Source organism: Bathymodiolus japonicus methanotrophic gill symbiont (assembly GCF_019721995.1).
Lineage (GTDB): Bacteria > Pseudomonadota > Gammaproteobacteria > Methylococcales > Methylomonadaceae > Methyloprofundus.
Genome location: NZ_BLYC01000006.1, coordinates 131246 through 153684 on the forward strand (window position 1 = coordinate 131246; position 22439 = coordinate 153684).

Genomic DNA, 22439 nt, shown 5'->3' on the forward strand with positions numbered 1-22439 from the left:
CTTTGTCAGTAAAATTATCAATAAAATCAATCAGTTAAAAAACTTGAACATCGAGTAACACTGAAGTTTCTTAAGAAATTCATCAAGCAACCATTCGCAATAAAACGGCTACCACCGAATTTACAGGGGAGCTGCTGTATTTGGGGCGAACCCTTTCAAAATCCGGATCCAAAGCCGCTTCGGCAATGATGCGGCGGATATCTGAAAAGGCGAAACTGGCTCGGCCCTTCACTTTGTGCCGACGTTCCGGATTGGTTTTTAAACGATCCGCGTAAATCCACGTCAGCGTTGTTGCCATCATACAGAAGTTCAAATGGTTGGTCACTGCCTGCGCATTTCGACACTGACTTTTCTGACTCCCTATGTCTTGCTTGAGCTCTTTGAACCCGGATTCGATTTTCCATCGCGCACCATAATACTCAATAATCTGTGTGATGGATAAACTTAGATCGGTCGTAAACAAAGCAATCCACTGTGTGCGACGAAACACCCAGACAACCTGAACGGGTCGTTTCAATCGCTGTCAGCCCCGGACGGGCTGATAGTCTCCAGAAGGCGCAGGGAAATTTGCCAATCCGAAGTGCGCGATAGCGCGCGAGGGAGGCTAAAATTTTATCCCGAATAGCCGTAGAGCCATTTGTGGTAGCCATGACTGAGCTGCTTTGTGCTCAGTCTGTGGCGGACGCAGGGCGGCTGGAGCATCTCCTATTCGCTGCGTAGGTGAACGAATTACGGCGACAGGAGTCCCGGAATTTCGTGAGGTAGCATGGCGCGCCTGGTTTTCAGCATGACAACGCGACTATAAGCCCTGACTTCACGCTGTTTTCCATAGAGATTCACGGTATACGATCGGGCCTTTTGTTGTACTGTTTTTGCCATGTCTGTGGCTGACCCCAGACGCTGCCCGTACTTTTTATTCCGCCCCCTCTGCTTGGGTTTTCTTTTTTCTGGACGATCGTACAGTACATTATTGCACCTTAACCTAGAGAGAATATTAAACCGGCTTCCGATAGTTTTGTAAACAGGCTTCCATAGGCCATTGTTGCCAAACCAGCTATCAGTGACTGTCAATATCGGAGCGGTGGAAAAATGTTCTGCAATTGCAATCAGCATTTGAGCCGCCTGAGTCATCCGCTGAAAATCCTGGAAACGGAGCTTTAGCGAAGTGAAGATTTTTAGTCCGCGATAGCCGTAGGGCCGTTGTTTTTTCGGAGTCTGAGCGTTAGCGAAGGTGGAGACAAAATAAAAGGCCATCCGACACGGCGTCAAGTCATTTGGAGCCTATGTTCCGACCCCTTGTTGGGTCGGGACGAGGTGACGAGGACGAATCGGGGCCGCCGGAGGCATAAGTGGTCGCGTTAAGTTTTTGCTGCTTGCTTGGGCTGGGATGCCCAAAACAAGCTTTCGCAAAAATAGCGACTCCCCGAGTGGTCTGGAAAGGAAGGACTTCCCCCGCTGAAAATCATGGAAACGGAGCTTAGCGAAGTGGTGATTTTTAGTCCCTGATAGGCGACAGGGCAATTCGCTGATTCGACGTGTGCTAGCAGCACGCGAGAGGAGCAAGAATTGCATTCCGAATAGCCGTCCAGCCAGTGAGGAAGTAATGACGAAGCGACTTTTGTGCGTAGTCGTTGCGGACGCAGGGCGCTCAGGGCATCTCCCATCCGCTGCGTAGGTGAACGAATTATGGCGACAGGAGTCCCGGAATTTCGTGAGGTAGCATGGCGCGCCTGTCTAGCCAGTGTCGTGTCTGGTACAGGGTCACTGCTTAACTCTGCAATTCTTGCGCCTTATAACCGAGAGCAGGAAAATGATGCAGATGCGATAGGGCAGTTACTTGCTATTAAAGCCGGCTGGAATCCAGATGGTATTACCCATTTTCTTAGCACGCTCGCTGAAGATCATGGAAACGTAGCTTAGCGAAGTGGTGATTTTTAGTCCCTGATAGGCGACAGGGCAATTCGCTGATTCGACGTGTGCTAGCAGCACGCGAGAGGAGCAAGAATTGGATTCCGAATAGCCGTCCAGCCAGTGAGGTAGTAATGACGAAGCGGCTTTTGTGCGTAGTCGTTGCGGACGCAGGGCGTTCAGGGCATCTCCCATCCGCTGCGTAGGTGAACGAATTATGGCGACAGGAGTCCCGGAATTTCGTGAGGTAGCATGGCGCGCCTGAGATCGCGAAACTGCCCGGAAAGGGGAAGAGGAGGAGTTCGCTTTTCTTGCGACGCACCCGTCTACACCTAAGCGAGTTAAAGCCACTGAAACAAGAGCGGCTGAGCTTAAAGCGGATGGCAGTATCAGTCAGCAAAAAAACTCAGCGGTCAAAAATCATAAGGCTTTTCTGAGCATGCTTAATGGCTTAATTGTCGGTGCAGATGTTAAACAAGGTATTTTTATTACTCGATGTTCAAGTTTTTGATATTGAGAAGGTAAAATGAGGTATTCTGAGGTTGTTGTAATTTTATCGGTGTAAGCCCATGTTAATGAATGCCCCAGCCACCTTTATCCAGAGCTATATTGACGATTTAAATGATGCGCTCAATCAGCTAAAACCCGGAGCCGCTTTGACACGGATTCAAGCCGCTTGGTTGGGCACTTGTTTAACGTGCATACTGCTAATGAACTCTGTTTGCTGGGCTAAGTTTGAGCGAGCAAGCCTTGGAGATTGCAAAGTAGCCGCATTATCCTGGGTGTTTCGTAAAGCAAGTATACCCTGGGACTGGTTGCTACGGGTGAGTGTGGTCTTAATTTTAAAACGTTATGGCATTACTGAAGGTGTGTTGGCCTTTGATGAATCAGACCGAGCACGATCTAAGTCTACAAAACGTATTTATAAGGTTTACAAGCAGAAACACAAAGGCTCCGGCGGGTATGTTAATGGACAAACGATAGTATTATTGCTGCTAGTTACCTCATCCATTACAGTGCCTGTCGGTTTTTTCTTTTATATGCCGGATCCAGCCTTAAAGCAGTGGGATAAAGAAGATAAACGGTTGAAGAAGAGCGGTATAGCAAAAAAAGATCGGCCTATTAAGCCTGAGCGTGACAGTGCCTACCCGACCAAAACAGAGATTGCATTAGGCTTATTAAAAGAGTTTAAAGTTGCGCATAGCCTGATTAAAATTAAAGGCGTACTGGCTGATGCGCTGTATGGTGAAAAAGCCTTTATGGACGAAGCCGCTAAAGAATCTGGAGGCTCGCAGGTGATTAGCCAATTACGTAAAAACCAAAATATTGAATATAGAGGTAGAATAAGGTCAGTCGAGAGCTACTTTAATTCGATTAACAAAGGCATTGATCAGATAATACGTGTACGTGGCGGAAAAGAGATTAAAGTGACTGTCAGCAGTGCACGATTAAAGGTGAGTTCACACAGTAAAAAACGCTTTGTCATTGCCTTAAAATATGACGGTGAAAACGACTATCGCTATTTAGTGGCGACAGACCTGACTTGGCGCACACAAGATATTATTCAAGCCTATACGTTGAGATGGCTGATTGAGGTTTTCTTTGAGGACTGGAAGCTTTATGAAGGATGGGGGCGTGAGGCCAAACAATTAGATGAAGAGGGATCAAGCCGTGGCCTGATTCTGAGTCTTTTGTTTGACCATTGCCTTCTCCTTCACCCAGAGCAAATAGCCCGCATTGAAAGCAAACTACCTGCGTATACCGTAGGAAGCTTACAGCGCAAGTCTCAAATGGATGTACTGCTTGAGTTCATCACGTCATTGCTAGAGTTTCCAGATCCTGGTGATAAGCTGAAAGAGTTAGGTGAATTAATAAAGGATGTGTTTCAACTGATGCCATCAGGAAAACATATGATTGGCAGAGATTTAGGGCGCTTAGAGCCAACACCATCATTAAAGTATTGTTCTGCTGGGTGAAGGTAAGAGTTTGATGGCAATGGGATGGAAAAACTTGAACATCGAGTTATACGCTGCGGTATAAGAGCCATTATGTTCGGCAAATGAAATAATAAGCGCATCACACGCGCTAATTTTAGCAAAAAACTCCTGAGCCAGTTTAGGCTGCCCAAGCTCTTCCTCTTTACCCACACTAAACAAGGGCAGTTCATAGTCATTTAAGTCCAGCACTTCAACCTGCGCAGCTTCAATTAAGCTAGCTGCATAGGTCACCAATTGTTTATTTATCGATTGCTTACTATTACTCGCAGCAAATGCTAGAACTTTCATTCTTTCTCCTATGAATTATTTGATCTGTATAACCACTCATATTATCAAAATCCAGGAGCTTTATTGTGAATTTAATAATGCGATGGTAGTTGACAAGAGCATGCTCGGGGTATTTTGAAATTTGCCTTGCAGAAGCAGACAAAAAAGGATGATCTATAACTGTGTTAGATAAACTGAAGTTTCCCAATAATTATTTATGGTAAAATTGAAACTATGCTACAACTATATGAAAAAAACAGTCTTTTCATTCGTTTCAAATGCTATTGCCTAAGGGGAATTAAGTAGGGGTTTGCTATAAACATGGCAAAACCACCTAAAATAAACCTCGATACACCAGCATTGTGTATTTCAGCTACTCAATAATTGGGAAACTTCAGTTAGATAAAGTACCGCTGGAGAAATATTCCGCTGAACTTTATGCGCTCAATATAGAGCTGCAGAAAGCGTAGGTAACGCGCAATAAATAATCTACCCGGATTGCGCTGGATTTTTATTCGTCTTCAAGGCGCAACGAAGAAGGCGGATAAAAAGACAAGCAAGGTGGGGTCGGTTATTTATTCCGAGTTGCCTTACACAGTTTCAGATTTTTGATCGCGTTGTAACAGGTTCTGTACTGCACTTAATGGCGCAAGCCCTTCATACAGGACCCGGTAAGTTTGCTCGGTAATGGGCATATCAATAGCGTGTTTTTTAGCCAACATATAGGTTTCTTTTGCAGCAGAAATACCTTCCACTTCCTGACCAATTTCCTGTATAGCTTGCTGCCGGCCTTTCCCCTCTCCCAGAGCGATACCAAAGCGGCGATTGCGTGACTGATTATCAGTACAGGTCAGAATCAGGTCTCCCAGGCCAGCTAAACCCATCAGGGTTTCTTGTTGCCCACCTAAAGCAGTATTCAGGCGAATAATTTCGGCAATACCACGGGTAACCAGCGCTGCTCTGGTGTTCGCACCAAAACTAAGTCCATCCGCGATGCCCGCAGCAATCGCCAGTACATTTTTAACCGCGCCACCCACTTGCACACTAATAATATCGTTAGTTGTGTAGGTACGAAAACGCGGGCTGTGCATAATTTGCGCTAACTGATCAGCAAAGCTTTGCTGGGTTGCGGCGATAGTCACAGCTGTAGGCAACCCAACCGCAACTTCCTGGGCAAACGAAGGCCCGGATAAAACTGCAGCAGGTGTTTCAACCGAAAAAACATTAGCTACAATCTGGTGCAATAATTCACCCGTTTCCGGATTAAAGCCCTTACTTGCCCAGGCAATTTTTATCTGCTTACCAACAAAGGGCTTGATGTTAACCAGTGTTTGCTTAAATACATGGCTGGGGACTGAAATTAGCAGGATATCGCTAAATTGCGCAGCTACTTCTAGCTTATCAGTCAGCTCGAGGGTCTCCGGAAAATCCAGCCCGGCAAGATAACGCTTGTTTTGTCGGTCTTTAGCAAGATTAGCAATGTGCTCTGGAAGATGCCCCCAAAGCATGGTTTGATTGCCATTTCTAGCGGCCTGTATTGCCAATGCTGTGCCCCAGGAGCCAGCTCCCAGAACGCTGATCTTGCTTGTCATAATAGCTGTTAATTTAAGGTACTGCTGCTAGCTGATTGCTGTTGTTTCTGCTGTACATGTTGAGAATACAAGGCATCAAAATTAACCGGTGCCAAAAGCAGTTGTGGAAAGCCTCCCTTTGCTACCAGGTCTGAGATAACTTCCCGCGCATAGGGAAATAAAATATTCGGACAAAAGCTACCCAGCATAGGCCCCATTTCCTCGTCTGAAAAAGCAGACAATGAAAAAATACCTGCTTGCGTAGCTTCCACTAGGTAAGCTGTATTGTCGCCCGTTATTACTGTGACTGTAACAGTAATAGCAACTTCATATAGCGCATCTTCGAGGGGCGTTGAATTGGTGCCTAAATTAAAGTCTACCGAAGGCTCCCACTTTTCAGTGAAAATCTTAGGTGAACCGGGAGATTCAAAAGAAATATCTTTAGTGTAGATTTTTTGTATTGAAAATTGTTTTTCTTGCGCCTGTTTTTCTTCAGCCATGATTACCTGTGCTTATATTTTTATTAGAGTGTTTATTTTTTGCTTTTGACTATAGGTAGTTTATTCTCTTCCCAGGACTGCATACCGCCCGTCATCAGAAAAATATTTTCAAAACCTAATTTTTTTAGAGTCGCGCAAGCTGGAGCAGAGCGGGTACCTGTCTGACAGACAACGATCACATCATCTCTTTTGTACAGGTCAATTTTATTAACTTGCGCTTCTATGTTGGCAACAGGAATATTTATCGCATCTGTAATATGTCCCTTGCTGTATTCACCCGGCTCACGCACATCTAGAACAATTGGGTGCCCCGTATTTAATTTGGTCACCGTGAGCATCGGCGAAATCGTATTATATTTACGCATTCCCGCTTCGACTATATCCTGAATTAGAAAAAAGGAAACTGCAAAAAATGCTGTTACAAGCATCCAATGAGTGGAAGCGAATTCGATATATTGATCCATTATGAGTATTATTTAGGGGTTAAAGTTAGCATTGATTACAAAAAATTTCGCGCATCATCTCAATCAACTTGAGCATACGCGGATCATCAGTATAGTAAAAAACACGGTTTGCATCTTTTTTAAACTTTAGAATATCTTTTTCTCTTAATATCGCGAGATGCTGAGAGATATTACTCTGACTAGTGCCCACTTTTTCGACGATATCCTGAACGCTAATTGCTTCGGTACCGAGTACGCAAAGAATTTTTAAACGTAAAGGATGAGACATGGCCTTTAAGCAACGTGCCGCCCGTTCTATATCGGCATCTGCGTATAATTGTTGATTATCTTGAATTTCCATGGGATTGTATTAATTACAAGGCGCGAATTATAACACTCAAATAAGCTGTTTTTGCATACTTGCTGCGCTTTTAATCAGGAAGCAACAAGGCAACAATGAAATTTTATTTGCAAGGTGTAGAAAAATGCCTAGTTTAGCCTGTTAAGGGCTCATTAGAAAACTCTTAAATATATCAAAAACAGGAACATTCGGCAAATTTGGCCGCTTTTTTCATTAAAAATGTTTGTTCAGCATACGCATCTCTCTTCTTTTACCGAACCAGAAACTATGCAAACTACCAAACCAGCGCGCTATTCACACGCTATATTTTCGCTATCCTTTTGCCAAGGTTATCTCACTACGTACAAACGCCTCATATTGTTATAAAATAGGCAGTAGCACAACTTTGAGTTGTTTATATATTTTTAGCACTGATGAGTCCCACCATGACCAAACCTAAACCCTTAATTCTATTAATTCTTGATGGCTTTGGCGTTAGAGCAGAAACCAGCTATAACGCTATCGCACATGCCAACACGCCTTGCTGGGACAGCTTGCAGAAAAAATACCCGATGACCCAGCTGGATTGTTCCGGGCGTATTGTTGGCCTGCCTGATAAGCAAATGGGTAATTCAGAAGTCGGGCATATGCACATTGGTACCGGGCGTTATGTGCCACAGGATTTCTCTCGCGTAAGCGATGCCATTGAATCAGGCAGCTTTTTTGAAAACCCGGCACTATGCCTTGCTGTGGATCAGGCATTAAATAATGATGGAACATTACATATCCTTGGTTTGCTTTCTACCGGCGGTGTCCACAGCCATATTAACCATATATTGGCGATGCTGGAACTGGCTGCAAAGAAAGGCTTAAAAAAGGTCGCTATCCATGCCATTCTGGATGGTCGAGATGTTGCACCTAGCAGCGCCGAATCTTCGCTACAAGACCTGCAGGCTAAAATTGACCAATTAGGTGTGGGGCATATTGCATCAATAGTCGGGCGTTTTTATGCAATGGACAGAGATAACCGCTGGGAGCGCGTACAAAAAGCACATCAGCTTATTGTGCTAGGTAAAGGTGAATACACTGCAAAATCCGCAATAGAGGGGCTTCAAGCTGCCTATCAGCGCGAGGAAACTGATGAGTTTGTATCAGCAACAGCTATTTTAAATGCTCAGGATGAAGCAACCAGCATGAATGAAAATGATTCTGTCGTGTTTATGAACTTCCGTGCTGACCGTGCACGCGAAATTAGCCAGGCTATTACCGATACTGATTTCTCAGGATTTGAACGCAAACATAACGGATTTCAAGGCTGTTATGTCACTCTAACCGAGTATCATGAAAAATTCACCTACTCGGCCGCATACCCTGCTATAGAAATCAAGAACAGCCTGGGTGAAGTATTAGCGCAACAAGGCTTGCTACAATTGCGTTTGGCAGAAACAGAAAAATATGCGCATGTTACCTTTTTTATGAATGGAGGCGAGGAAGAGCCCAATGTAGGTGAAGATCGTATTCTGGTGCCTTCTCCAAAAGTAAAAACCTATGACCTGCAACCTGAAATGCATGCGGAAAAAGTTACCGAGCACCTGGTTAATGCGATTAACGAGCAAAAATATGATGTCATTATCTGCAATTACTCCAACTGCGATATGGTTGGACATACTGGCAAATGGGAAGCGGCACTGAAAGCAGTAGAGACCATTGATGCCTCACTAGCTGAGCTAGTGACCGCACTGGAAAAAGTCGGCGGACAGATGCTACTCACTGCGGATCATGGTAATATTGAGCAAATGCGTGATACACAGGGCGGACCGCTAACCTCACACACCACTAACCCGGTACCACTGGTCTATGTCGGTGGCCATCAGCCACTAGCCGATGGGGGTAGCTTAAAAGACCTGGCTCCGACTATGCTGGCTATTTTAGGCATACAACAGCCTGTTGAAATGGACGGCAAATCGTTACTAGTTGCGTCTTAAGTTTAGGTGAGATTGTTTTTACTGTTTTTGCTACTCTGCGGGCATGCCTCTGGTATGGCCGCAGCCAGCAAAGATCAAGAGTTACTACAGCTCCAGGGTAAAATTAAAGCCCTGGCTGACAATTTATCCAGCCTAAGCCAGCAAAAAAATCAGGCGGGCACTGAATTAAAGCGTATTGAGCAGCAATATGGCGAAATATCGCGTACAGCTCAGGACTTAAATGCGCACGTTGCATTAAAGCACAAGCGCATCGATGCAATCCAGCAGGAAATACAACTGCAAAATGGCTGGCTACTCACCCAACAATCACAGTTGGCCGAGCAAGTTAAAACCGCGTATGCACTAGGGCCGCAGGAGCAATTAAAATTATTGCTCAATCAGCAAGATATCAACCGCAGTAGCAGGGTTATGACGTATTACCGGTATTTTAATCAGGCACGCATAAATAAGTTGCAGCACATAAATACCAGCCTGGAACAAGAAAAGCAACAGGAAAAACAGGAGCTAGCCAAACTAATTGCTGCAAACAAGTTGTTACTGCAGGAAAAATTATCCTCAAGTAAAGCGGAGCGCAAGCAGATACTTGCGCAAATCAAAAAAGACCAGGCGCGCCATGCTACCTCACGAAATTCCGGGACTCCTGTCGCCATAATTCGTTCACCTACGCAGCGGATGGGAGATGCCCTGAACGCCCTGCGTCCGCAACGACTACGCACAAAAGCCGCTTCGTCATTACTACCTCACTGGCTGGACGGCTATTCGGAATGCAATTCTTGCTCCTCTCGCGTGCTGCTAGCACACGTCGAATCAGCGAATTGCCCTGTCGCCTATCAGGGACTAAAAATCACCACTTCGCTAAGCTCCGTTTCCATGATTTTCAGCGAATGAGCGGCAAATTAAGCAGCTTATTTACAGACTGGAAGAAGTCACCCAAAGCCAGGTTGCCAGCAAAATATCGAGCAAGTCATTTGCAAAATCAAGAGGCCGATTACCCTGACCAGTAAGCGGTAAAATTGTACGCAGTTTTGGTAGCCCACGCGCTGATGGTAAATGGAACGGGGTATTAATTCGAGCTAAAGAAGGCAGCAAGGTCAAAGCCATTGCCCATGGACAAATAGTCTTCTCAGACTGGTTTAAGGGTTACGGATTATTACTCGATGTTCAAGTTTTTTAACTGATTGATTTTATTGATAATTTTACTGACAAAGAAAGCATCAACATCATTGTAAATCAATCACTTATAAAACAAAGCCGGAAAAATTTACTTTTCTTAGCCCAGTTATAGCTGAAAACTTGAACATCGAGTATTAGTTATTATCAAACATGATAAGAACTTTATGAGCTGAAGTTTCCCAATAACTATTTATGGTAAAATTGAAACTATGCTACAACTATATGAAAAAAATAGTCTTTTCATTCGTTTCAAATGCTATTGCCTAAGGGGAATTAAGTAAGGGTTTGCTATAAACATGGAAAAACCACCTAAAATAAACCTCGATACACCAGCATTGTGTATTTCAGCTACTCAATAATTGGGAAACTTCAGTTTATGAGTCTGTATGCATTTAATCAAAGCCTGTATACTCGATGTTCAAGTTTTTCCATCCCATTGCCATCAAACTCTTACCTTCACCCAGCAGAACAATACTTTAATGATGGTGTTGGCTATAAGCGCCCTAAATCTCTGCCAATCATATGTTTTCCTGATGGCATCAGTTGAAACACATCCTTTATTAATTCACCTAACTCTTTCAGCTTATCACCAGGATCTGGAAACTCTAGCAATGACGTGATGAACTCAAGCAGTACATCCATTTGAGACTTGCGCTGTAAGCTTCCTACGGTATACGCAGGTAGTTTGCTTTCAATGCGGGCTATTTGCTCTGGGTGAAGGAGAAGGCAATGGTCAAACAAAAGACTCAGAATCAGGCCACGGTTTGATCCCTCTTCATCTAATTGTTTGGCCTCACGCCCCCATCCTTCATAAAGCTTCCAGTCCTCAAAGGAAACCTCAATCAGCCATCTCAACGTATAGGCTTGAATAATATCTTGTGTGCGCCAAGTCAGGTCTGTCGCCACTAAATAGCGATAGTCGTTTTCACCGTCATATTTTAAGGCAATGACAAAGCGTTTTTTACTGTGAGAACTCACCTTCAATCGTGCACTGCTGACAGTCACTTTAATCTCTTTGCCGCCACGTACACGTATTATCTGATCAATGCCTTTGTTAATCGAATTAAAGTAGCTCTCGACTGACCTTATTCTACCTCTATATTCAATATTTTGGTTTTTACGTAATTGGCTAATCACCTGCGAGCCTCCAGATTCTTTAGCGGCTTCGTCCATAAAGGCTTTTTCACCATACAGCGCATCAAGCCAGTACGCCTTTAATTTTAATCAGGCTATGCGCAACTTTAAACTCTTTTAATAAGCCTAATGCAATCTCTGTTTTGGTCGGGTAGGCACTGTCACGTTCAGGCTTAATAGGCCGATCTTTTTTTGCTATACCGCTCTTTTTCAACCGTTTATCTTCTTTATCCCACTGCTTTAAGGCTGGATCCGGCATATAAAAGAAAAAACCGACAGGCACTGTAATGGATGAGGTAACTAGCAGCAATAATACTATCGTTTGTCCATTAACATACCCGCCGGAGCCTTTGTGTTTCTGCTTGTAAACCTTATAAATACGTTTTGTAGACTTAGATCGTGCTCGGTCTGATTCATCAAAGGCCAACACACCTTCAGTAATGCCATAACGTTTTAAAATTAAGACCACACTCACCCGTAGCAACCAGTCCCAGGGTATACTTGCTTTACGAAACACCCAGGATAATGCGGCTACTTTGCAATCTCCAAGGCTTGCTCGCTCAAACTTAGCCCAGCAAACAGAGTTCATTAGCAGTATGCACGTTAAACAAGCGCCCAACCAAGCGGCTTGAATCCGTGTCAAAGCCGCTCCGGGTTTTAGCTGATTGAGCGCATCATTTAAATCGTCAATATAGCTTTGGATAAAGGTGGCTGGGGCATTCATTAACATGGGATTACACCGATAAAATTACAACAACCTCAGAATACCTGATTTTACCTTCTCAATATCAAAAACTTGAACATCGAGTGTATAGCGAAGTAGGCGAGTGGGTTAATGCGGGTGATACGATTGCAACGCTAGGTAATAGCGTAGGAAGAAATAAGGCTGGATTATATTTTGAGATTCGCAAAAAGAACAGGCCGCTTAACCCGAAAAAATGGCGCAAAAAAAGATAAGGCCTTATTAGCCCAATGTCAGCAAGCAAAATCATGTGTTGTAATTCGCTCTTTTTGCATTGAATTACATTATTTATTTGTATTGTTATAAAATACATTTTCTCTGCAACCTGTAACCGATGTAAAATCTGGATACAGTTGGAATTTATCAGGAATATTGTTACGGAGTTTTTACAAGGTGCTTAAACAAAAAAATATTTTTATCTTATTTACAGGTTGTTGCCTGGGCGTTTTATTTGTTACCGCCGGTTCAGCTCTGGCAGATAAGGAAACCGGGAAAAATGAGCAAGCCGTTAGCTTGCCTTTTGAAGAATTACGTACTTTTACCGAGATTTTTGGGCGTATCAAACAAGATTATGTCGAACCAGTTAGCGATAAAGATCTACTGGAAAATGCAATACGTGGCATGTTGGTAGGCCTGGATCCTCACTCTAGCTACCTTAATACCGAAGAATATAAAGAACTAAAGGTTGGCACAACCGGGCGCTTTGGAGGCTTAGGCATTCAAGTCACCATGGAAGATGGCTTTGTAAAAGTAATCTCCCCTATCGATGACACGCCAGCACAACGCGCCGGCATAGAATCAGGCGACTTAATTATCAAGCTGGATGACCAGCCGGTTAAAGGCATGACCCTGACTAATGCTGTTAAAATCATGCGTGGCGATGTGGGTAGTAAAATCGTGCTAACCATTGTGCGCAAAGGCAAAGATGCCCCGTTTAATGTGACCCTGGTCAGAGACATTATTAAAGTAAAAAGCGTACGCAGTCGCACCCTGGAAGACGGCTTTGGCTATTTGCGTATCAGCAGCTTTCAATCGCCTACCGGTGCCGCTGTTAGAGAAGCGGTTAAGAAACTTAGACAAGAGAACGGTGGCTCTTTAAAAGGCATGGTACTGGATTTACGTAACAACCCTGGTGGCGTATTAGATGGGGCTGTATCTGTTAGTGACGCCTTTTTAGACTCTGGTAAGATCGTTTATACCGAGGGGCGTATTAAGGACTCGCAAATGGATTTTAATGCGACTCCGGGTGATTTACTCGATGGCGCACCTATCGTAGTATTAATTAATGCCGGCTCTGCATCAGCCTCCGAAATTGTCGCGGGTGCATTACAGGATCATAAGCGCGCTATTATTATGGGTAGCAAATCTTTTGGAAAAGGCTCGGTACAAACGATTATGCCTATCGGTAGCGGCGGTGCAGTTAAAATTACCACAGCGCGATATTTCACGCCTGCAGGTCGTTCAATACAAGCCACAGGCATCGAGCCAGATATCGAGCTTGAGCGCCTGAAGCTGGAAACACTGGAAGCAAGTAATTTCGAGCCCATTAAAGAAGCTGACTTATCACATCATTTAACTAATGGTAATGGTAAAAAATCGGATGCTCCAAAAAATGACAAGCAAGATAAGGATGGCAAGGATGAAGACCCAAAGGGCGTTGATATGCGTGACTATCCATTGCGAGAAGCACTGAACTTATTAAAAGGCATTGCCATTCTAAGATAACCTGCAGAATTGATCATACTTCGCACGACTTCAATTCGTGCGAAGTATTTAAACTTTTATAGTTGACTCAGCTTTACTAGCACAAATATTCAAAATAAAACCTCACCACTACAAATGCGGCTCATTTTCAACGTAACAAAGAATATGAGTTGACTACAGTGAAAATCTATATATAATAAAAATAGCTTGCAAGTACGTCTTATATTTATGCACACCATTTCGATGTTTTATCTTTAGTATTATATCTTTAGTAGCTCGTCCTGTTTTATAAGTAATAGCATCACTTCCAGCAAAACAGCCTGCATAAGGCTTCAATTACTCTTAAAATAAATAGGATATTATTATGTCTACTACAACTGGTACAGTAAAATGGTTTAACGAAGCTAAAGGTTTTGGCTTTATCGAGCAAGAATCAGGCCCTGACGTTTTCGCTCATTTCAGCGCAATCTCAGGCTCAGGCTTCAAAACCCTGGCTGAAGGCCAAAAAGTTGAGTTCACTGTGACACAGGGCGATAAAGGCCCACAAGCAGAGGACATCGTAGCGCTTTAATTATAAGCCCACGATTTAAAGGCCTGTCTTTGGACATGCGCTAAAAGAATGGTTCCTCCTTTGGAGGTTCCGCCTTTTTTTTATGCCTATATGGCCATAACAGTATCGACATACACAAGCGACTATCGAAAAGAAAAAATATCTACAGGCGCGCCATGCTACCTCACGAAATTCTGGGACTCCTTTCGCCATAATTCGTTCACCTACGCAGCGGATGGGAGATGCCCTGAACGCCCTGCGTCCGCAACGACTACGCACAAAAGCCACTTCGTCATTACTACCTCACTGGCTGGACGGCTATTCGGAATGCAATTCTTGCTCCTCTCGCGTGCTGCTAGCACACGTCGAATCAGCGAATTGCCCTGTCGCCTATCAGGGGCTGAAAATCACCACTTCGCTAAGCTCCGTTTCCATGATTTTCAGCGTAGGCAATTGATTCTGGTGTATTTTGCCAGTTTGCAATATACTCAGTCGCGCAGTTAGTTAGCTAGGCATTAAATAATTATCATATTTTGGAGGAACTTAGGATGTTTGAGTTTTTATTTATTTTAGCCGTGATTTTTATAGCGTACATAACTTTTAATCAGAACAAGAATGATGACGGACAAAATCCACACTCAAAAGAGCAAGTTGAGAGCATATTAACCCCCCCAGGAAATAAAACCGTCAAAGTAGAAATCACTAGCACCAAACCAGTTCCGGCTAAAAAAACTCAGCCTGTAACACCGAAGCCAAAAGCTAAAGCAACTAGACAGGCAGCGCCAAAAATCGAGCTACGTACAGTGATAATGAGAAATCCTGCAACCTGGGAAGAAGCAAAAGTTGCCGGAAACTATCGAATGGCCAAGCGTTGGATAAAAGAAGCTTTAGTTGAAGAAGGCTTGCTGGAAAAAATCTATAAAAATAATGAACTAGACGATGCTGCTAAAGTCCTTGTTGCCGAAGCACTTTCGATTATCAAGGCGATGGATAAATATAAAGCTTAGGCATTTTTTGCCTAGCTCAAGACTCTTCTTTCTACGTGAGCCTGAGAAAACTGTAATGGTCAACAATAACCGGACACTTTCTTAAGACACTTTCCTATAACTACTCTCTCAAATTGTAATGGTGATTGATAACCTAATTTTGAGTGAGCACGCTTACCGTTATAAAAAGCTACACATCAATAATGCTATTGATTGCTGCTTCTTTGGTTCTAAAGTTGTAACTACTCAGCGTAAATAATTAAAAAAGTTCATGACAAAGTTTTAGCTCAATTTTGTGTGTTTTACATCAGTGTTCCCCTATCAATTGAGGCCGTGAAACTAACCTCGCCACAAGAGAGCTCATAAAGCACTGTAAAGACATTCCTGTTATTATTGCGTTTTGAACTGCCCGAATGGTATACGAGCTGATACGAGATATTCTTGCCTGGAAAAATAATGGATTCACAAAACGATCTCGTTTTTGAGCCTGTTGCTGCCTTATCTCCAGAGCCTCGCTATATTTTTTATCCGATGGATGAATCAATTCTGGCTGTTGTGTTTTTGAACTCTCTTCAAACACGCGCATTAAATTATAGCTCATTGCAGTCAGGCGCATTTGATTTTCAAGTGAGCGGGTATTGGAAGACCAAGCTTTAGTTTCCTTGAAATTACTTTTAGTGTTATTGAATGTCTTTTCAATCGTCCATCGCTTGAAATACAGCATGGCAATGGTTCCAGGGTTAATAGTCATTGGCAAGGTTGTCACAAACCGGTGAAGTTTTCCGGTTTCTGGATCACGGTAATCCACCACGTTAAATTTGATGCCCTTGTTTTCGTACACACTGTATGCTTCAACTCCTGTATTGATCTCATGCTGGGAGTCAAAAGGGATAGACTCAACCAGAGTCGCAATTGAATTTTCTTTTAGCATTGAAATCATGTAATTAGCATGTCGTTTCTGCCGATCCCACCAGACAAAGTCGGTGACGGCTTTATCGTAGACATAGAGATGTTTCTGAGAGCTGTTATTTCCCTTGTTTTGCTTTTCAATATGATCTCGTAACACAGGTATTTCTTGATGTCTCTGAGTTCCGTTTGTCACCAGACAAAGAAATCTGAGCAACCCACTTCTGAGATTCAACGCGTAAATCCCCCCGGCCGCATAAACTTTCCCCCGCTGTCAGCCCCGGACGGGCTGATAGTCTCCAGAAGGCGCAGGGAAATTTGCCAATCCGAAGTGCGCGATAGCGCGCGAGGGAGGCTAAAATTTTATCCCGAATAGCCGTAGAGCCATTTGTGGTAGCCATGACTGAGCTGCTTTGTGCTCAGTCTGTGGCGGACGCAGGGCGGCTGGAGCATCTCCTATTCGCTGCGTAGGTGAACGAATTACGGCGACAGGAGTCCCGGAATTTCGTGAGGTAGCATGGCGCGCCTGTTGCTGTTTTTTTCAGTATGGCAGGCATGATCAATAAAATGTCCATCCGCTGCTTCTATGGTGTATTCGTCAAGTTCCGGGAATGCTTTAAGATAATCAATGCCTTGCGATAGCAGTGTTTCAGCGTGAAGATGATAGCTCTGCTGTTCAAATGCCTCAAGCATACTTGTTCGTCTATGAGACTTCAGTGATTTAAAATACGTTGAGTGGGGAAGCAGCTGGCCATAAATCTGTTCATTGGTTTGGAGGAAATGGCGACCACTATCGACTACACTGATATAGCGTAATAACCCAACAGGCGCGCCATGCTACCTCACGAAATTCTGGGACTCCTGTCGCCATAATTCGTTCACCTACGCAGCGGATGGGAGATGCCCTGAACGCCCTGCGTCCGCAACGACTACGCACAAAAGCCGCTTCGTCATTACTACCTCACTGGCTGGACGGCTATTCGGAATGCAATTCTTGCTCCTCTCGCGTGCTGCTAGCACACGTCGAATCAGCGAATTGCCCTGTCGCCTATCAGGGACTAAAAATCACCACTTCGCTAAGCTCCGTTTCCATGATTTTCAGCGTTTGAAATTATTTGTTGTTTTTTTACGGTGCCTACAGAGTGTCTATTTGCTGTTATAACTCGATGTTCAAGTTTTTGATATTGAGAAGGTAAAATCAGGTATTCTGAGGTTGTTGTAATTTTATCGGTGTAAGCCCATGTTAATGAATGCCCCAGCCACCTTTATCCAAAGCTATATTGACGATTTAAATGATGCGCTCAATCAGCTAAAACCCGGAGCCGCTTTGACACGGATTCAAGCCGCTTGGTTGGGCACTTGTTTAACGGGCATACTGCTAATGAACTCTGTTTGCTGGGCTAAGTTTGAGCGAGCAAGCCTTGGAGATTGCAAAGTAGCCGCATTATCCTGGGTGTTTCGTAAAGCAAGTATACCCTGGGACTGGTTGCTACGGGTGAGTGTGGTCTTAATTTTAAAACGTTATGGCATTACTGAAGGTGTGTTGGCCTTTGATGAATCAGACCGAGCACGATCTAAGTCTACAAAACGTATCTATAAGGTTTACAAGCAGAAACACAAAGGCTCCGGCGGGTATGTTAATGGACAAACGATAGTATTATTGCTGCTAGTTACCTCATCCATTACAGTGCCTGTCGGTTTTTTCTTTTATATGCCGGATCCAGCCTTAAAGCAGTGGGATAAAGAAGATAAACGGTTGAAAAATAGCGGTATAGCAAAAAAAGATCGGCCTATTAAGCCTGAACGTGACAGTGCCTACCCGACCAAAACAGAGATTGCATTAGGCTTATTAAAAGAGTTTAAAGTTGCGCATAGCCTGATTAAAATTAAAGGCGTACTGGCTGATGCGCTTTATGGTGAAAAAGCCTTTATGGACGAAGCCGCTAAAGAATCTGGAGGCTCGCAGGTGATTAGCCAATTACGTAAAAACCAAAATATTGAATATATAGACTTTCAGAAAATTAATTTCCGAACAAACAAAAACGACAGAGGGGAAACTGGCTTATAATTTTCGTCCCAACACTAACGGAAACAGTCAAAAATGGTATCCCTCACTTTTTCAAAGTCAATTGTAGACCGACTAAAAAAAAATATGGCGACAGCTCTCAAGCTAAGTAATATTTGTTTATATCGATTAACTCAAGCTCTACTCTGGTTCAGTGAATGCATGGGAATCAAAGAAATAGCACGCCTAATGTGAGTCTGTGAAAAAACCATTATAAATTGGCTGAAAACATTCATGCATAAAGGTGTCGGTTGGTTAATAGGGCAACACTATCAAGGACGTGGTCGGAAGTCAAAGTTAACTAAAGACCAGAAAAATAAATTGGTTGAGTTGATAAAGAAAGGCCCAGAAGACAATGGATTTCATTGTGGAATATGGAATACTGCGATGATTGCCGAGCTTATTTGGTTAAAACTTGAAGTTCGTTAAAACTTGAACTATTTATCAAGCCTAATGAAAAAACTGGGCTTCAGTTATCAAAAAGCTCGTTTTGTGACTGATCGCCAAGAAGAAGAAAAGTACGAGCTTGAAAGAAAAACGTGGCTGGAAGAAACATTGCCTGCCATTATGGAAAAGGCGGTAGAAGAAAAGAGTGTCGTTTTATTCGGTGATGAGGTGTCATTTGCTATGTGGGGTTCATTGGCACGAACCTGGGCTCCAATAGGAGAGCAACCCACAGTGAAAACATCAGGGATTCGAAAAGGGTTGAAAATGTTTGGTACGATCGAACTCGAAGGAGGGAGTTTTCAATACCGAGAATCATTGGCTTATGAGATAAAACCAAAGTCACTTAGACTTTTAAAAGAAGCTGGGCTGCCTCAAGAATTTTTAGCTATTCTTAAAAGCTTAAAAAATGAGAAACATCCAACACAGAAGCTTTTTATGGAAGCGGTGTTATTAAGGAATTTAAGTTAGCTAATGTAGATCGTTTGACAGTAGAACGTCTCCCTGCGTTCTCGCCGGATTTTAATCCGATTGAGAAATTATGGAAAAATACGAAACGCGATTCGACTCATATGAAGTATTTTAAAACTTTTGAAGATCTTCATGATTCAGTTGTGCAAACTTTTAACACTTATATGCATGATGCCAGTAAAGTGATTTGTGTTATGCAAAAATTGCGGGAAGATTTCGTTGTTACCGCCTAAGTTTAAGCGCTCCAAATTTGGAAATTATTTATCTGAGAAACTATAGATCAATACGCGACTATTTACCTGAAGACCATTCCAGTCAGCAGTCATTGCATCACTATATAGAAATGTTCTTTGCTAAACACCCTAAATCAGTAAAGGTACTCGATCTTGGCTGTGGAGAGGGAAATTCCATCGATTTGTTTCGAAAATTTGGGGATGATGTTGCCTGGCATGGAGTCGATATTGAAAATTCCCCTGAAGTGAAACAGCGAATCCGTGAAAGCGACTTACTTTCGAGTTTCAATGGCGTTGATCTGCCATACCCTGACAACTATTTTGACTTGATATTTTGCCATCAGGTTCTTGAGCATGTGCGATATCCAGATGCATTAATTTCCGATGCGCTTCGTGTCTTGAAACCCAATGGATTGTTTGTAGGGTCTGTTTCCTATCTAGAACCATATCACTCGTACAGTATATTTAACTTTACACCGTATAGGGTTGTTCGAGTGTTTCAGGATGCGGGTTTCGAGCTTAAGGAAATACGCCCTGGAGTTGATGTATCGGTTTTAATTAACCGTCAATTACTAAATCGCTCAAAGCTATTACGCCCAATATGGAAGCATAACTTTCTGTATGGAATAACCGGGCTAATTGGAAGTATTTTTAGCCTGGGGCACAGAGAGCGCAACTTCCTGAAAATTCAGTTTTCTGGTCATCTAGTTTTTCTTGCAAAGCGACCAGATAAATAGGAAAAATAAGAGAACTATCTTTCCGTCTTAACTTGATTATAAAGAGCCTGAAAGCTATGCCCAATTCGTGACCAGGCATATTTTTGTGCTGAATGCTTACCTTGTTCAGCCATCTTCTCTCGAAGTTTACTATCCTCTAAAAGCTGGATGATTGCTGCTTTAATTTCTAAAGGAGCCTGAGGTGCAACTAGTATTCCGGTATGGTCATGTTCAATCACCTCACTAATGCCTCCGGTATAAGTGCTGATAATTGCCGTACCACTTGCCATCGCCTCAACTAAAGTCACCCCCTGACCTTCGGTATCTCCTGAGGAATCCATGATAGATGGCGCAATAAAAATATCTGCAGCGGCATAATAATCCGGCAATTGTTCATTGGGTAATTTACCCCAGAACCTTAGCTTATTATCTATATCTAATTCCCTGCTAAGCTCCTCTAATGCCTTCCTTTCGGATCCATCACCGATAATCCATAACTGTGTTTGCTTTTTTTGTGCTGCGGAAAGTAAAGCATACGCACTTAGCAAATCTTCAACGCCTTTCTTCTTAACCAAGCGCCCGACAAATAATAAGATCGTAGTCCCTTTAGCTAATTCAGAGCGTAACAACAGGGCATTACCAAAGCCAAATCTCTGGCAATCAATCCCCATAGGAATAATTTCAGGTTGCGCAATATTCCCTAAAAAAGTATTTGCAGTTGCCGAGGTATTACTCGTCCATGCAAAGCAATTCCTCAAACTCCATAGTTTAATTCGGTTGAGCAACGAACCCTGTAGTGCAAAAGCATCACCTCCATGAGCGGTAATAATTACAGGCGTATTAGTTAATCTACCAATCAAACTTGCGATGCTGCCTTGTGGAAAAACCCAGTGAGCGTGGATCAGTGCAGGTTTTAGCTTTTTCACTAATCGATAACAGAGAACAAACTGACTGAGCAAAAAGAAAGGAACTTGAATAAACAGCAATGGATGCGCTTTTACATTAGGCAAAATCCCGGACCCATACGCCAGTTTTTGTAAGCGACGTGGTATAAAGTACTTAAAATAACATCAGTGTTCCCATTGAAAGAAGAAGTACCTAAACAAAGCAGCCTATAACCTACCTGAAGGTAGCACCACTCGAATATTTCCATCTTTTTGATTTTAATCACTTATAACAGCAAATAGACACTCTGTAGGCACCGTAAAAAAACAACAAATAATTTCAAATAAAGCTTGCAATTGCCGAAAAAATTTTTCTAAAAATTTCCGTTTTAATCACCTCATAAACGGATATCAACCATGCTTAAAGACCTACCACTCTCTGAACATATTCACCAACACTGCAATGAAAGTATGGAACGTGCCCTGTTAGCAGAGCGTCATCCTTTGTGGGCTCGTTCATGCCCAGAGTTGAAGGATATCGACTTTATTCGCCTTGGGTTATTACGCTGTATCAGTGTAGTCGATAGTGGTCGCCATTTCCTCCAAACCAATGAACAGATTTATAGCCAGCTGCTTCCCCACTCAACGTATTTTAAATCACTGAAGTCGCATAGACGAACAAGTATGCTTGAGGCATTTGAACAGCAAAGCTATCATCTTCACGCTGAAACACTGCTATCGCAAGGCATTGATTATCTTAAAGCATTCCCGGAACTTGACGAATACACCATAGAAGCAGCGGATGGTCATTTTATTGATCATGCCTGCCATACTGAAAAAAACAGCAAGGGGAAAGTTTATGCGGCCGGGGGGATTTACGCGTTGAATCTCAGAAGTGGGTTGCTCAGATTTCTTTGTCTGGTGACAAACGGAACTCAGAGGCATCAAGAAATACCTGTGTTACGAGATCATATTGAAAAGCAAAACAAGGGAAATAACAGCTCTCAGAAACATCTCTATGTCTACGATAAAGCCGTCACCGACTTTGTCTGGTGGGATCGGCAGAAACGACATGCTAATTACATGATTTCAATGCTAAAAGAAAATTCAATTGCGACTCTGGTTGAGTCTATCCCTTTTGACTCCCGCCATGAGATCAATACAGGGGTTGAAGCATACAGTGTGTACGAAAACAAGGGCATCAAATTTAACGTGGTGGATTACCGTGATCCAGAAACCGGAAAACTTCACCGGTTTGTGACAACCTTGCCAATGACTATTAACCCTGGAACCATTGTCATGCTGTATTTCAAGCGATGGACGATTGAAAAGACATTCAATAACACTAAAACTCGATGTTCAAGTTTTCAGCTATAACTGGGCTAAGAAAAGTAAATTTTTCCGGCTTTGTTTTATAAGT

At 43.0% G+C, this 22439-nt stretch carries 36 protein-coding genes and 2 pseudogenes; 18 read left to right on the forward strand and 20 right to left on the reverse strand.

The features are described from left to right. Positions 1–82: 82 nt before the first annotated feature. Together K6984_RS10645 and K6984_RS10650 are read right to left on the reverse strand one after the other, a co-directional pair. Positions 83–517: pseudogene (locus tag K6984_RS10645) on the reverse strand (transposase); the annotation flags it as partial. Further along, entirely contained in the window at positions 420–650 is a 231-nt protein-coding gene (locus tag K6984_RS10650) for a hypothetical protein (protein ID WP_221895519.1), read from the reverse strand. The pseudogene K6984_RS10645 and the gene K6984_RS10650, both read right to left, overlap by 98 nt. Before the next feature lie 12 nt (positions 651–662). Here K6984_RS10650 and K6984_RS33190 point away from each other — a divergent pair, with 12 nt between their 5' ends. After that, positions 663–791, forward strand: a complete 129-nt coding sequence (locus tag K6984_RS33190; protein WP_263458712.1) for a hypothetical protein — start codon at positions 663–665, stop codon at positions 789–791. Here K6984_RS33190 and K6984_RS10655 read toward each other — a convergent pair. Genes K6984_RS10655 through K6984_RS10660 form a run of 3 tightly spaced genes read right to left on the reverse strand, consistent with a single transcriptional unit; the run spans position 730 to position 1664 of the window. After that, the gene (locus K6984_RS10655) at positions 730–1254 is read right to left on the reverse strand and encodes a transposase (RefSeq protein WP_221895520.1); all 525 of its coding nucleotides are present in this window, start codon (positions 1252–1254) and stop codon (positions 730–732) included. The genes K6984_RS33190 and K6984_RS10655 overlap by 62 nt on opposite strands. A 27-nt stretch (positions 1255–1281) precedes the next feature. Further along, on the reverse strand, positions 1282–1410 hold the full coding sequence (locus tag K6984_RS33195; protein WP_263458596.1) for a hypothetical protein: 129 nt from the start codon (positions 1408–1410) through the stop codon (positions 1282–1284). Continuing rightward, on the reverse strand, positions 1359–1664 hold the full coding sequence (locus K6984_RS10660; RefSeq protein ID WP_221895521.1) for a hypothetical protein: 306 nt from the start codon (positions 1662–1664) through the stop codon (positions 1359–1361). The genes K6984_RS33195 and K6984_RS10660 overlap by 52 nt, the downstream gene beginning before the upstream one ends. Here K6984_RS10660 and K6984_RS10665 point away from each other — a divergent pair. Then, positions 1621–1920 (forward strand): hypothetical protein, encoded by a 300-nt coding sequence (locus K6984_RS10665; protein ID WP_221895522.1) that lies wholly within the window; start codon positions 1621–1623, stop codon positions 1918–1920. The genes K6984_RS10660 and K6984_RS10665 overlap by 44 nt on opposite strands. On the opposite strand, the gene K6984_RS10670 is transcribed toward K6984_RS10665, so the two are convergent. Then, positions 1834–2103, reverse strand: coding sequence for a hypothetical protein (locus K6984_RS10670; protein WP_221895523.1), 270 nt, complete (start codon positions 2101–2103; stop codon positions 1834–1836). The two genes, K6984_RS10665 and K6984_RS10670, sit on opposite strands and share 87 nt — an antisense overlap. 374 nt (positions 2104–2477) lie before the next feature. Between K6984_RS10670 and K6984_RS10675 the strand changes: the two genes are divergently transcribed. Beyond that, on the forward strand, positions 2478–3884 hold the full coding sequence (locus K6984_RS10675) for a transposase (protein ID WP_221895524.1): 1407 nt from the start codon (positions 2478–2480) through the stop codon (positions 3882–3884). Here K6984_RS10675 and K6984_RS10680 read toward each other — a convergent pair. The 5 genes and pseudogenes from K6984_RS10680 to K6984_RS10700 all read right to left on the reverse strand — a co-directional run. Further along, positions 3864–4193: pseudogene (locus K6984_RS10680) on the reverse strand (NADPH-dependent FMN reductase); the annotation flags it as partial. The gene K6984_RS10675 and the pseudogene K6984_RS10680 sit on opposite strands and share 21 nt — an antisense overlap. Positions 4194–4762: 569 nt before the next feature. After that, a complete protein-coding gene (locus K6984_RS10685) occupies positions 4763–5764 on the reverse strand; it encodes an NAD(P)H-dependent glycerol-3-phosphate dehydrogenase (protein ID WP_221895526.1) in 1002 nt (333 codons plus the stop codon). 8 nt (positions 5765–5772) lie between these two features. Next, positions 5773–6243, reverse strand: a complete 471-nt coding sequence (secB, locus tag K6984_RS10690; RefSeq protein WP_221895527.1) for a protein-export chaperone SecB — start codon at positions 6241–6243, stop codon at positions 5773–5775. A gap of 32 nt (positions 6244–6275) precedes the next feature. After that, positions 6276–6671, reverse strand: a complete 396-nt coding sequence (locus K6984_RS10695; protein ID WP_230988013.1) for a rhodanese-like domain-containing protein — start codon at positions 6669–6671, stop codon at positions 6276–6278. A 61-nt stretch (positions 6672–6732) separates the two neighbouring features. Next, on the reverse strand, positions 6733–7047 hold the full coding sequence (locus K6984_RS10700) for an ArsR/SmtB family transcription factor (RefSeq protein WP_221895529.1): 315 nt from the start codon (positions 7045–7047) through the stop codon (positions 6733–6735). A 425-nt stretch (positions 7048–7472) separates the two neighbouring features. Between K6984_RS10700 and gpmI the strand changes: the two genes are divergently transcribed. Beyond that, on the forward strand, positions 7473–9011 hold the full coding sequence (gene gpmI, locus K6984_RS10705) for a 2,3-bisphosphoglycerate-independent phosphoglycerate mutase (RefSeq protein WP_221895530.1): 1539 nt from the start codon (positions 7473–7475) through the stop codon (positions 9009–9011). A gap of 431 nt (positions 9012–9442) precedes the next feature. Here the strand turns inward: gpmI and K6984_RS10710 are convergent, their stop codons facing one another. Continuing rightward, positions 9443–9727: a hypothetical protein gene (locus K6984_RS10710; RefSeq protein WP_221895531.1), complete on the reverse strand. Its 285-nt coding sequence runs from the start codon at positions 9725–9727 to the stop codon at positions 9443–9445. Here K6984_RS10710 and K6984_RS10715 point away from each other — a divergent pair. Next, the gene (locus tag K6984_RS10715) at positions 9684–9899 is read left to right on the forward strand and encodes a hypothetical protein (RefSeq protein ID WP_147636564.1); all 216 of its coding nucleotides are present in this window, start codon (positions 9684–9686) and stop codon (positions 9897–9899) included. The genes K6984_RS10710 and K6984_RS10715 overlap by 44 nt on opposite strands. 777 nt (positions 9900–10676) lie before the next feature. Here K6984_RS10715 and K6984_RS30860 read toward each other — a convergent pair. Together K6984_RS30860 and K6984_RS30865 are read right to left on the reverse strand one after the other, a co-directional pair. Then, positions 10677–11357 carry a hypothetical protein gene (locus tag K6984_RS30860; RefSeq protein ID WP_230988014.1) on the reverse strand — a complete coding sequence of 227 codons (681 nt, stop codon included), beginning with the start codon at positions 11355–11357 and terminating at the stop codon, positions 10677–10679. A gap of 25 nt (positions 11358–11382) precedes the next feature. Next, complete coding sequence (locus K6984_RS30865) at positions 11383–12048, reverse strand: transposase (RefSeq protein ID WP_230987948.1); 666 nt, start codon at positions 12046–12048, stop codon at positions 11383–11385. 41 nt (positions 12049–12089) lie between these two features. Here K6984_RS30865 and K6984_RS30870 point away from each other — a divergent pair, with 41 nt between their 5' ends. The 3 genes from K6984_RS30870 to K6984_RS10735 all read left to right on the forward strand — a co-directional run bounded on the left by K6984_RS30870 (position 12090) and on the right by K6984_RS10735 (position 14335). Further along, positions 12090–12275: a peptidoglycan DD-metalloendopeptidase family protein gene (locus K6984_RS30870; RefSeq protein ID WP_263458719.1), complete on the forward strand. Its 186-nt coding sequence runs from the start codon at positions 12090–12092 to the stop codon at positions 12273–12275. Positions 12276–12453: 178 nt separating this feature from the next. After that, positions 12454–13785, forward strand: coding sequence for a S41 family peptidase (locus tag K6984_RS10730; RefSeq protein WP_221895532.1), 1332 nt, complete (start codon positions 12454–12456; stop codon positions 13783–13785). A gap of 343 nt (positions 13786–14128) precedes the next feature. Further along, positions 14129–14335 (forward strand): cold-shock protein, encoded by a 207-nt coding sequence (locus tag K6984_RS10735; protein ID WP_221895533.1) that lies wholly within the window; start codon positions 14129–14131, stop codon positions 14333–14335. A 15-nt stretch (positions 14336–14350) separates the two neighbouring features. Here the strand turns inward: K6984_RS10735 and K6984_RS10740 are convergent, their stop codons facing one another. Next, the gene (locus K6984_RS10740; protein WP_221895534.1) at positions 14351–14593 is read right to left on the reverse strand and encodes a hypothetical protein; all 243 of its coding nucleotides are present in this window, start codon (positions 14591–14593) and stop codon (positions 14351–14353) included. Here K6984_RS10740 and K6984_RS10745 point away from each other — a divergent pair. Together K6984_RS10745 and K6984_RS10750 are read left to right on the forward strand one after the other, a co-directional pair. Next, complete coding sequence (locus K6984_RS10745; RefSeq protein WP_221895535.1) at positions 14550–14771, forward strand: hypothetical protein; 222 nt, start codon at positions 14550–14552, stop codon at positions 14769–14771. The two genes, K6984_RS10740 and K6984_RS10745, sit on opposite strands and share 44 nt — an antisense overlap. Before the next feature lie 91 nt (positions 14772–14862). After that, the gene (locus tag K6984_RS10750) at positions 14863–15321 is read left to right on the forward strand and encodes a hypothetical protein (RefSeq protein ID WP_221895536.1); all 459 of its coding nucleotides are present in this window, start codon (positions 14863–14865) and stop codon (positions 15319–15321) included. A gap of 286 nt (positions 15322–15607) precedes the next feature. Here K6984_RS10750 and K6984_RS10755 read toward each other — a convergent pair whose 3' ends face one another. The 4 genes from K6984_RS10755 to K6984_RS10770 all read right to left on the reverse strand — a co-directional run bounded on the left by K6984_RS10755 (position 15608) and on the right by K6984_RS10770 (position 17143). After that, the gene (locus tag K6984_RS10755; RefSeq protein ID WP_221895537.1) at positions 15608–16441 is read right to left on the reverse strand and encodes a transposase; all 834 of its coding nucleotides are present in this window, start codon (positions 16439–16441) and stop codon (positions 15608–15610) included. Further along, positions 16347–16607 (reverse strand): hypothetical protein, encoded by a 261-nt coding sequence (locus K6984_RS10760; protein ID WP_221895538.1) that lies wholly within the window; start codon positions 16605–16607, stop codon positions 16347–16349. Before K6984_RS10760 ends, K6984_RS10755 begins: the two co-directional genes overlap by 95 nt. A 79-nt stretch (positions 16608–16686) precedes the next feature. Then, positions 16687–16899, reverse strand: coding sequence for a hypothetical protein (locus K6984_RS10765; RefSeq protein ID WP_221895539.1), 213 nt, complete (start codon positions 16897–16899; stop codon positions 16687–16689). Between the two features lie 97 nt (positions 16900–16996). After that, on the reverse strand, positions 16997–17143 hold the full coding sequence (locus K6984_RS10770; RefSeq protein ID WP_221895540.1) for a hypothetical protein: 147 nt from the start codon (positions 17141–17143) through the stop codon (positions 16997–16999). Between K6984_RS10770 and K6984_RS10775 the strand changes: the two genes are divergently transcribed. The 7 genes from K6984_RS10775 (at position 17100) to K6984_RS10805 (ending at position 20156) form a co-directional block, all read left to right on the forward strand. Next, complete coding sequence (locus tag K6984_RS10775) at positions 17100–17315, forward strand: hypothetical protein (protein ID WP_147660483.1); 216 nt, start codon at positions 17100–17102, stop codon at positions 17313–17315. The two genes, K6984_RS10770 and K6984_RS10775, sit on opposite strands and share 44 nt — an antisense overlap. 131 nt (positions 17316–17446) lie before the next feature. Beyond that, positions 17447–18274 carry a transposase gene (locus tag K6984_RS10780; RefSeq protein ID WP_221895541.1) on the forward strand — a complete coding sequence of 276 codons (828 nt, stop codon included), beginning with the start codon at positions 17447–17449 and terminating at the stop codon, positions 18272–18274. A 33-nt stretch (positions 18275–18307) separates the two neighbouring features. After that, the gene (locus K6984_RS10785; RefSeq protein WP_221893723.1) at positions 18308–18466 is read left to right on the forward strand and encodes a hypothetical protein; all 159 of its coding nucleotides are present in this window, start codon (positions 18308–18310) and stop codon (positions 18464–18466) included. 39 nt (positions 18467–18505) lie between these two features. Beyond that, positions 18506–18700, forward strand: coding sequence for a helix-turn-helix domain-containing protein (locus K6984_RS10790; RefSeq protein WP_221895542.1), 195 nt, complete (start codon positions 18506–18508; stop codon positions 18698–18700). Between the two features lie 24 nt (positions 18701–18724). Beyond that, positions 18725–19186: a hypothetical protein gene (locus K6984_RS10795; RefSeq protein ID WP_221895543.1), complete on the forward strand. Its 462-nt coding sequence runs from the start codon at positions 18725–18727 to the stop codon at positions 19184–19186. 14 nt (positions 19187–19200) lie between these two features. Beyond that, complete coding sequence (locus K6984_RS10800; protein ID WP_221895544.1) at positions 19201–19419, forward strand: transposase; 219 nt, start codon at positions 19201–19203, stop codon at positions 19417–19419. Continuing rightward, positions 19374–20156 (forward strand): class I SAM-dependent methyltransferase, encoded by a 783-nt coding sequence (locus K6984_RS10805; protein ID WP_221895545.1) that lies wholly within the window; start codon positions 19374–19376, stop codon positions 20154–20156. The genes K6984_RS10800 and K6984_RS10805 overlap by 46 nt, the downstream gene beginning before the upstream one ends. 14 nt (positions 20157–20170) lie before the next feature. Here K6984_RS10805 and K6984_RS10810 read toward each other — a convergent pair whose 3' ends face one another. Next, positions 20171–21145 carry a glycosyltransferase gene (locus K6984_RS10810; RefSeq protein WP_230988016.1) on the reverse strand — a complete coding sequence of 325 codons (975 nt, stop codon included), beginning with the start codon at positions 21143–21145 and terminating at the stop codon, positions 20171–20173. A 291-nt stretch (positions 21146–21436) separates the two neighbouring features. On the opposite strand from K6984_RS10810, the gene K6984_RS10815 reads away from it, so the two are divergent. Beyond that, positions 21437–22396, forward strand: coding sequence for a transposase (locus tag K6984_RS10815; protein WP_221895546.1), 960 nt, complete (start codon positions 21437–21439; stop codon positions 22394–22396). The last annotated feature ends 43 nt before the right edge of the window (positions 22397–22439 follow it).

Coding starts and splice junctions, on each gene's coding strand:
- K6984_RS10650 (WP_221895519.1), bottom strand. CDS start 650: ATGGCTACCACAAATGGCTCTACGGCTATTCGGGATAAAATTTTAGCC.
- K6984_RS10655 (WP_221895520.1), bottom strand. CDS start 1,254: ATGGCCTTTTATTTTGTCTCCACCTTCGCTAACGCTCAGACTCCGAAA.
- K6984_RS10660 (WP_221895521.1), bottom strand. CDS start 1,664: ATGGGAGATGCCCTGAGCGCCCTGCGTCCGCAACGACTACGCACAAAA.
- K6984_RS10670 (WP_221895523.1), bottom strand. CDS start 2,103: ATGGGAGATGCCCTGAACGCCCTGCGTCCGCAACGACTACGCACAAAA.
- K6984_RS10675 (WP_221895524.1), top strand. CDS start 2,478: ATGTTAATGAATGCCCCAGCCACCTTTATCCAGAGCTATATTGACGAT.
- K6984_RS10685 (WP_221895526.1), bottom strand. CDS start 5,764: ATGACAAGCAAGATCAGCGTTCTGGGAGCTGGCTCCTGGGGCACAGCA.
- secB (WP_221895527.1), bottom strand. CDS start 6,243: ATGGCTGAAGAAAAACAGGCGCAAGAAAAACAATTTTCAATACAAAAA.
- K6984_RS10695 (WP_230988013.1), bottom strand. CDS start 6,671: ATGCTTGTAACAGCATTTTTTGCAGTTTCCTTTTTTCTAATTCAGGAT.
- K6984_RS10700 (WP_221895529.1), bottom strand. CDS start 7,047: ATGGAAATTCAAGATAATCAACAATTATACGCAGATGCCGATATAGAA.
- gpmI (WP_221895530.1), top strand. CDS start 7,473: ATGACCAAACCTAAACCCTTAATTCTATTAATTCTTGATGGCTTTGGC.
- K6984_RS10715 (WP_147636564.1), top strand. CDS start 9,684: ATGGGAGATGCCCTGAACGCCCTGCGTCCGCAACGACTACGCACAAAA.
- K6984_RS30860 (WP_230988014.1), bottom strand. CDS start 11,357: ATGGACGAAGCCGCTAAAGAATCTGGAGGCTCGCAGGTGATTAGCCAA.
- K6984_RS30865 (WP_230987948.1), bottom strand. CDS start 12,048: ATGTTAATGAATGCCCCAGCCACCTTTATCCAAAGCTATATTGACGAT.
- K6984_RS10735 (WP_221895533.1), top strand. CDS start 14,129: ATGTCTACTACAACTGGTACAGTAAAATGGTTTAACGAAGCTAAAGGT.
- K6984_RS10745 (WP_221895535.1), top strand. CDS start 14,550: ATGGGAGATGCCCTGAACGCCCTGCGTCCGCAACGACTACGCACAAAA.
- K6984_RS10750 (WP_221895536.1), top strand. CDS start 14,863: ATGTTTGAGTTTTTATTTATTTTAGCCGTGATTTTTATAGCGTACATA.
- K6984_RS10760 (WP_221895538.1), bottom strand. CDS start 16,607: ATGGCTACCACAAATGGCTCTACGGCTATTCGGGATAAAATTTTAGCC.
- K6984_RS10765 (WP_221895539.1), bottom strand. CDS start 16,899: ATGCTTGAGGCATTTGAACAGCAGAGCTATCATCTTCACGCTGAAACA.
- K6984_RS10775 (WP_147660483.1), top strand. CDS start 17,100: ATGGGAGATGCCCTGAACGCCCTGCGTCCGCAACGACTACGCACAAAA.
- K6984_RS10780 (WP_221895541.1), top strand. CDS start 17,447: ATGTTAATGAATGCCCCAGCCACCTTTATCCAAAGCTATATTGACGAT.
- K6984_RS10785 (WP_221893723.1), top strand. CDS start 18,308: ATGGTATCCCTCACTTTTTCAAAGTCAATTGTAGACCGACTAAAAAAA.
- K6984_RS10790 (WP_221895542.1), top strand. CDS start 18,506: ATGCATAAAGGTGTCGGTTGGTTAATAGGGCAACACTATCAAGGACGT.
- K6984_RS10795 (WP_221895543.1), top strand. CDS start 18,725: ATGAAAAAACTGGGCTTCAGTTATCAAAAAGCTCGTTTTGTGACTGAT.
- K6984_RS10815 (WP_221895546.1), top strand. CDS start 21,437: ATGCTTAAAGACCTACCACTCTCTGAACATATTCACCAACACTGCAAT.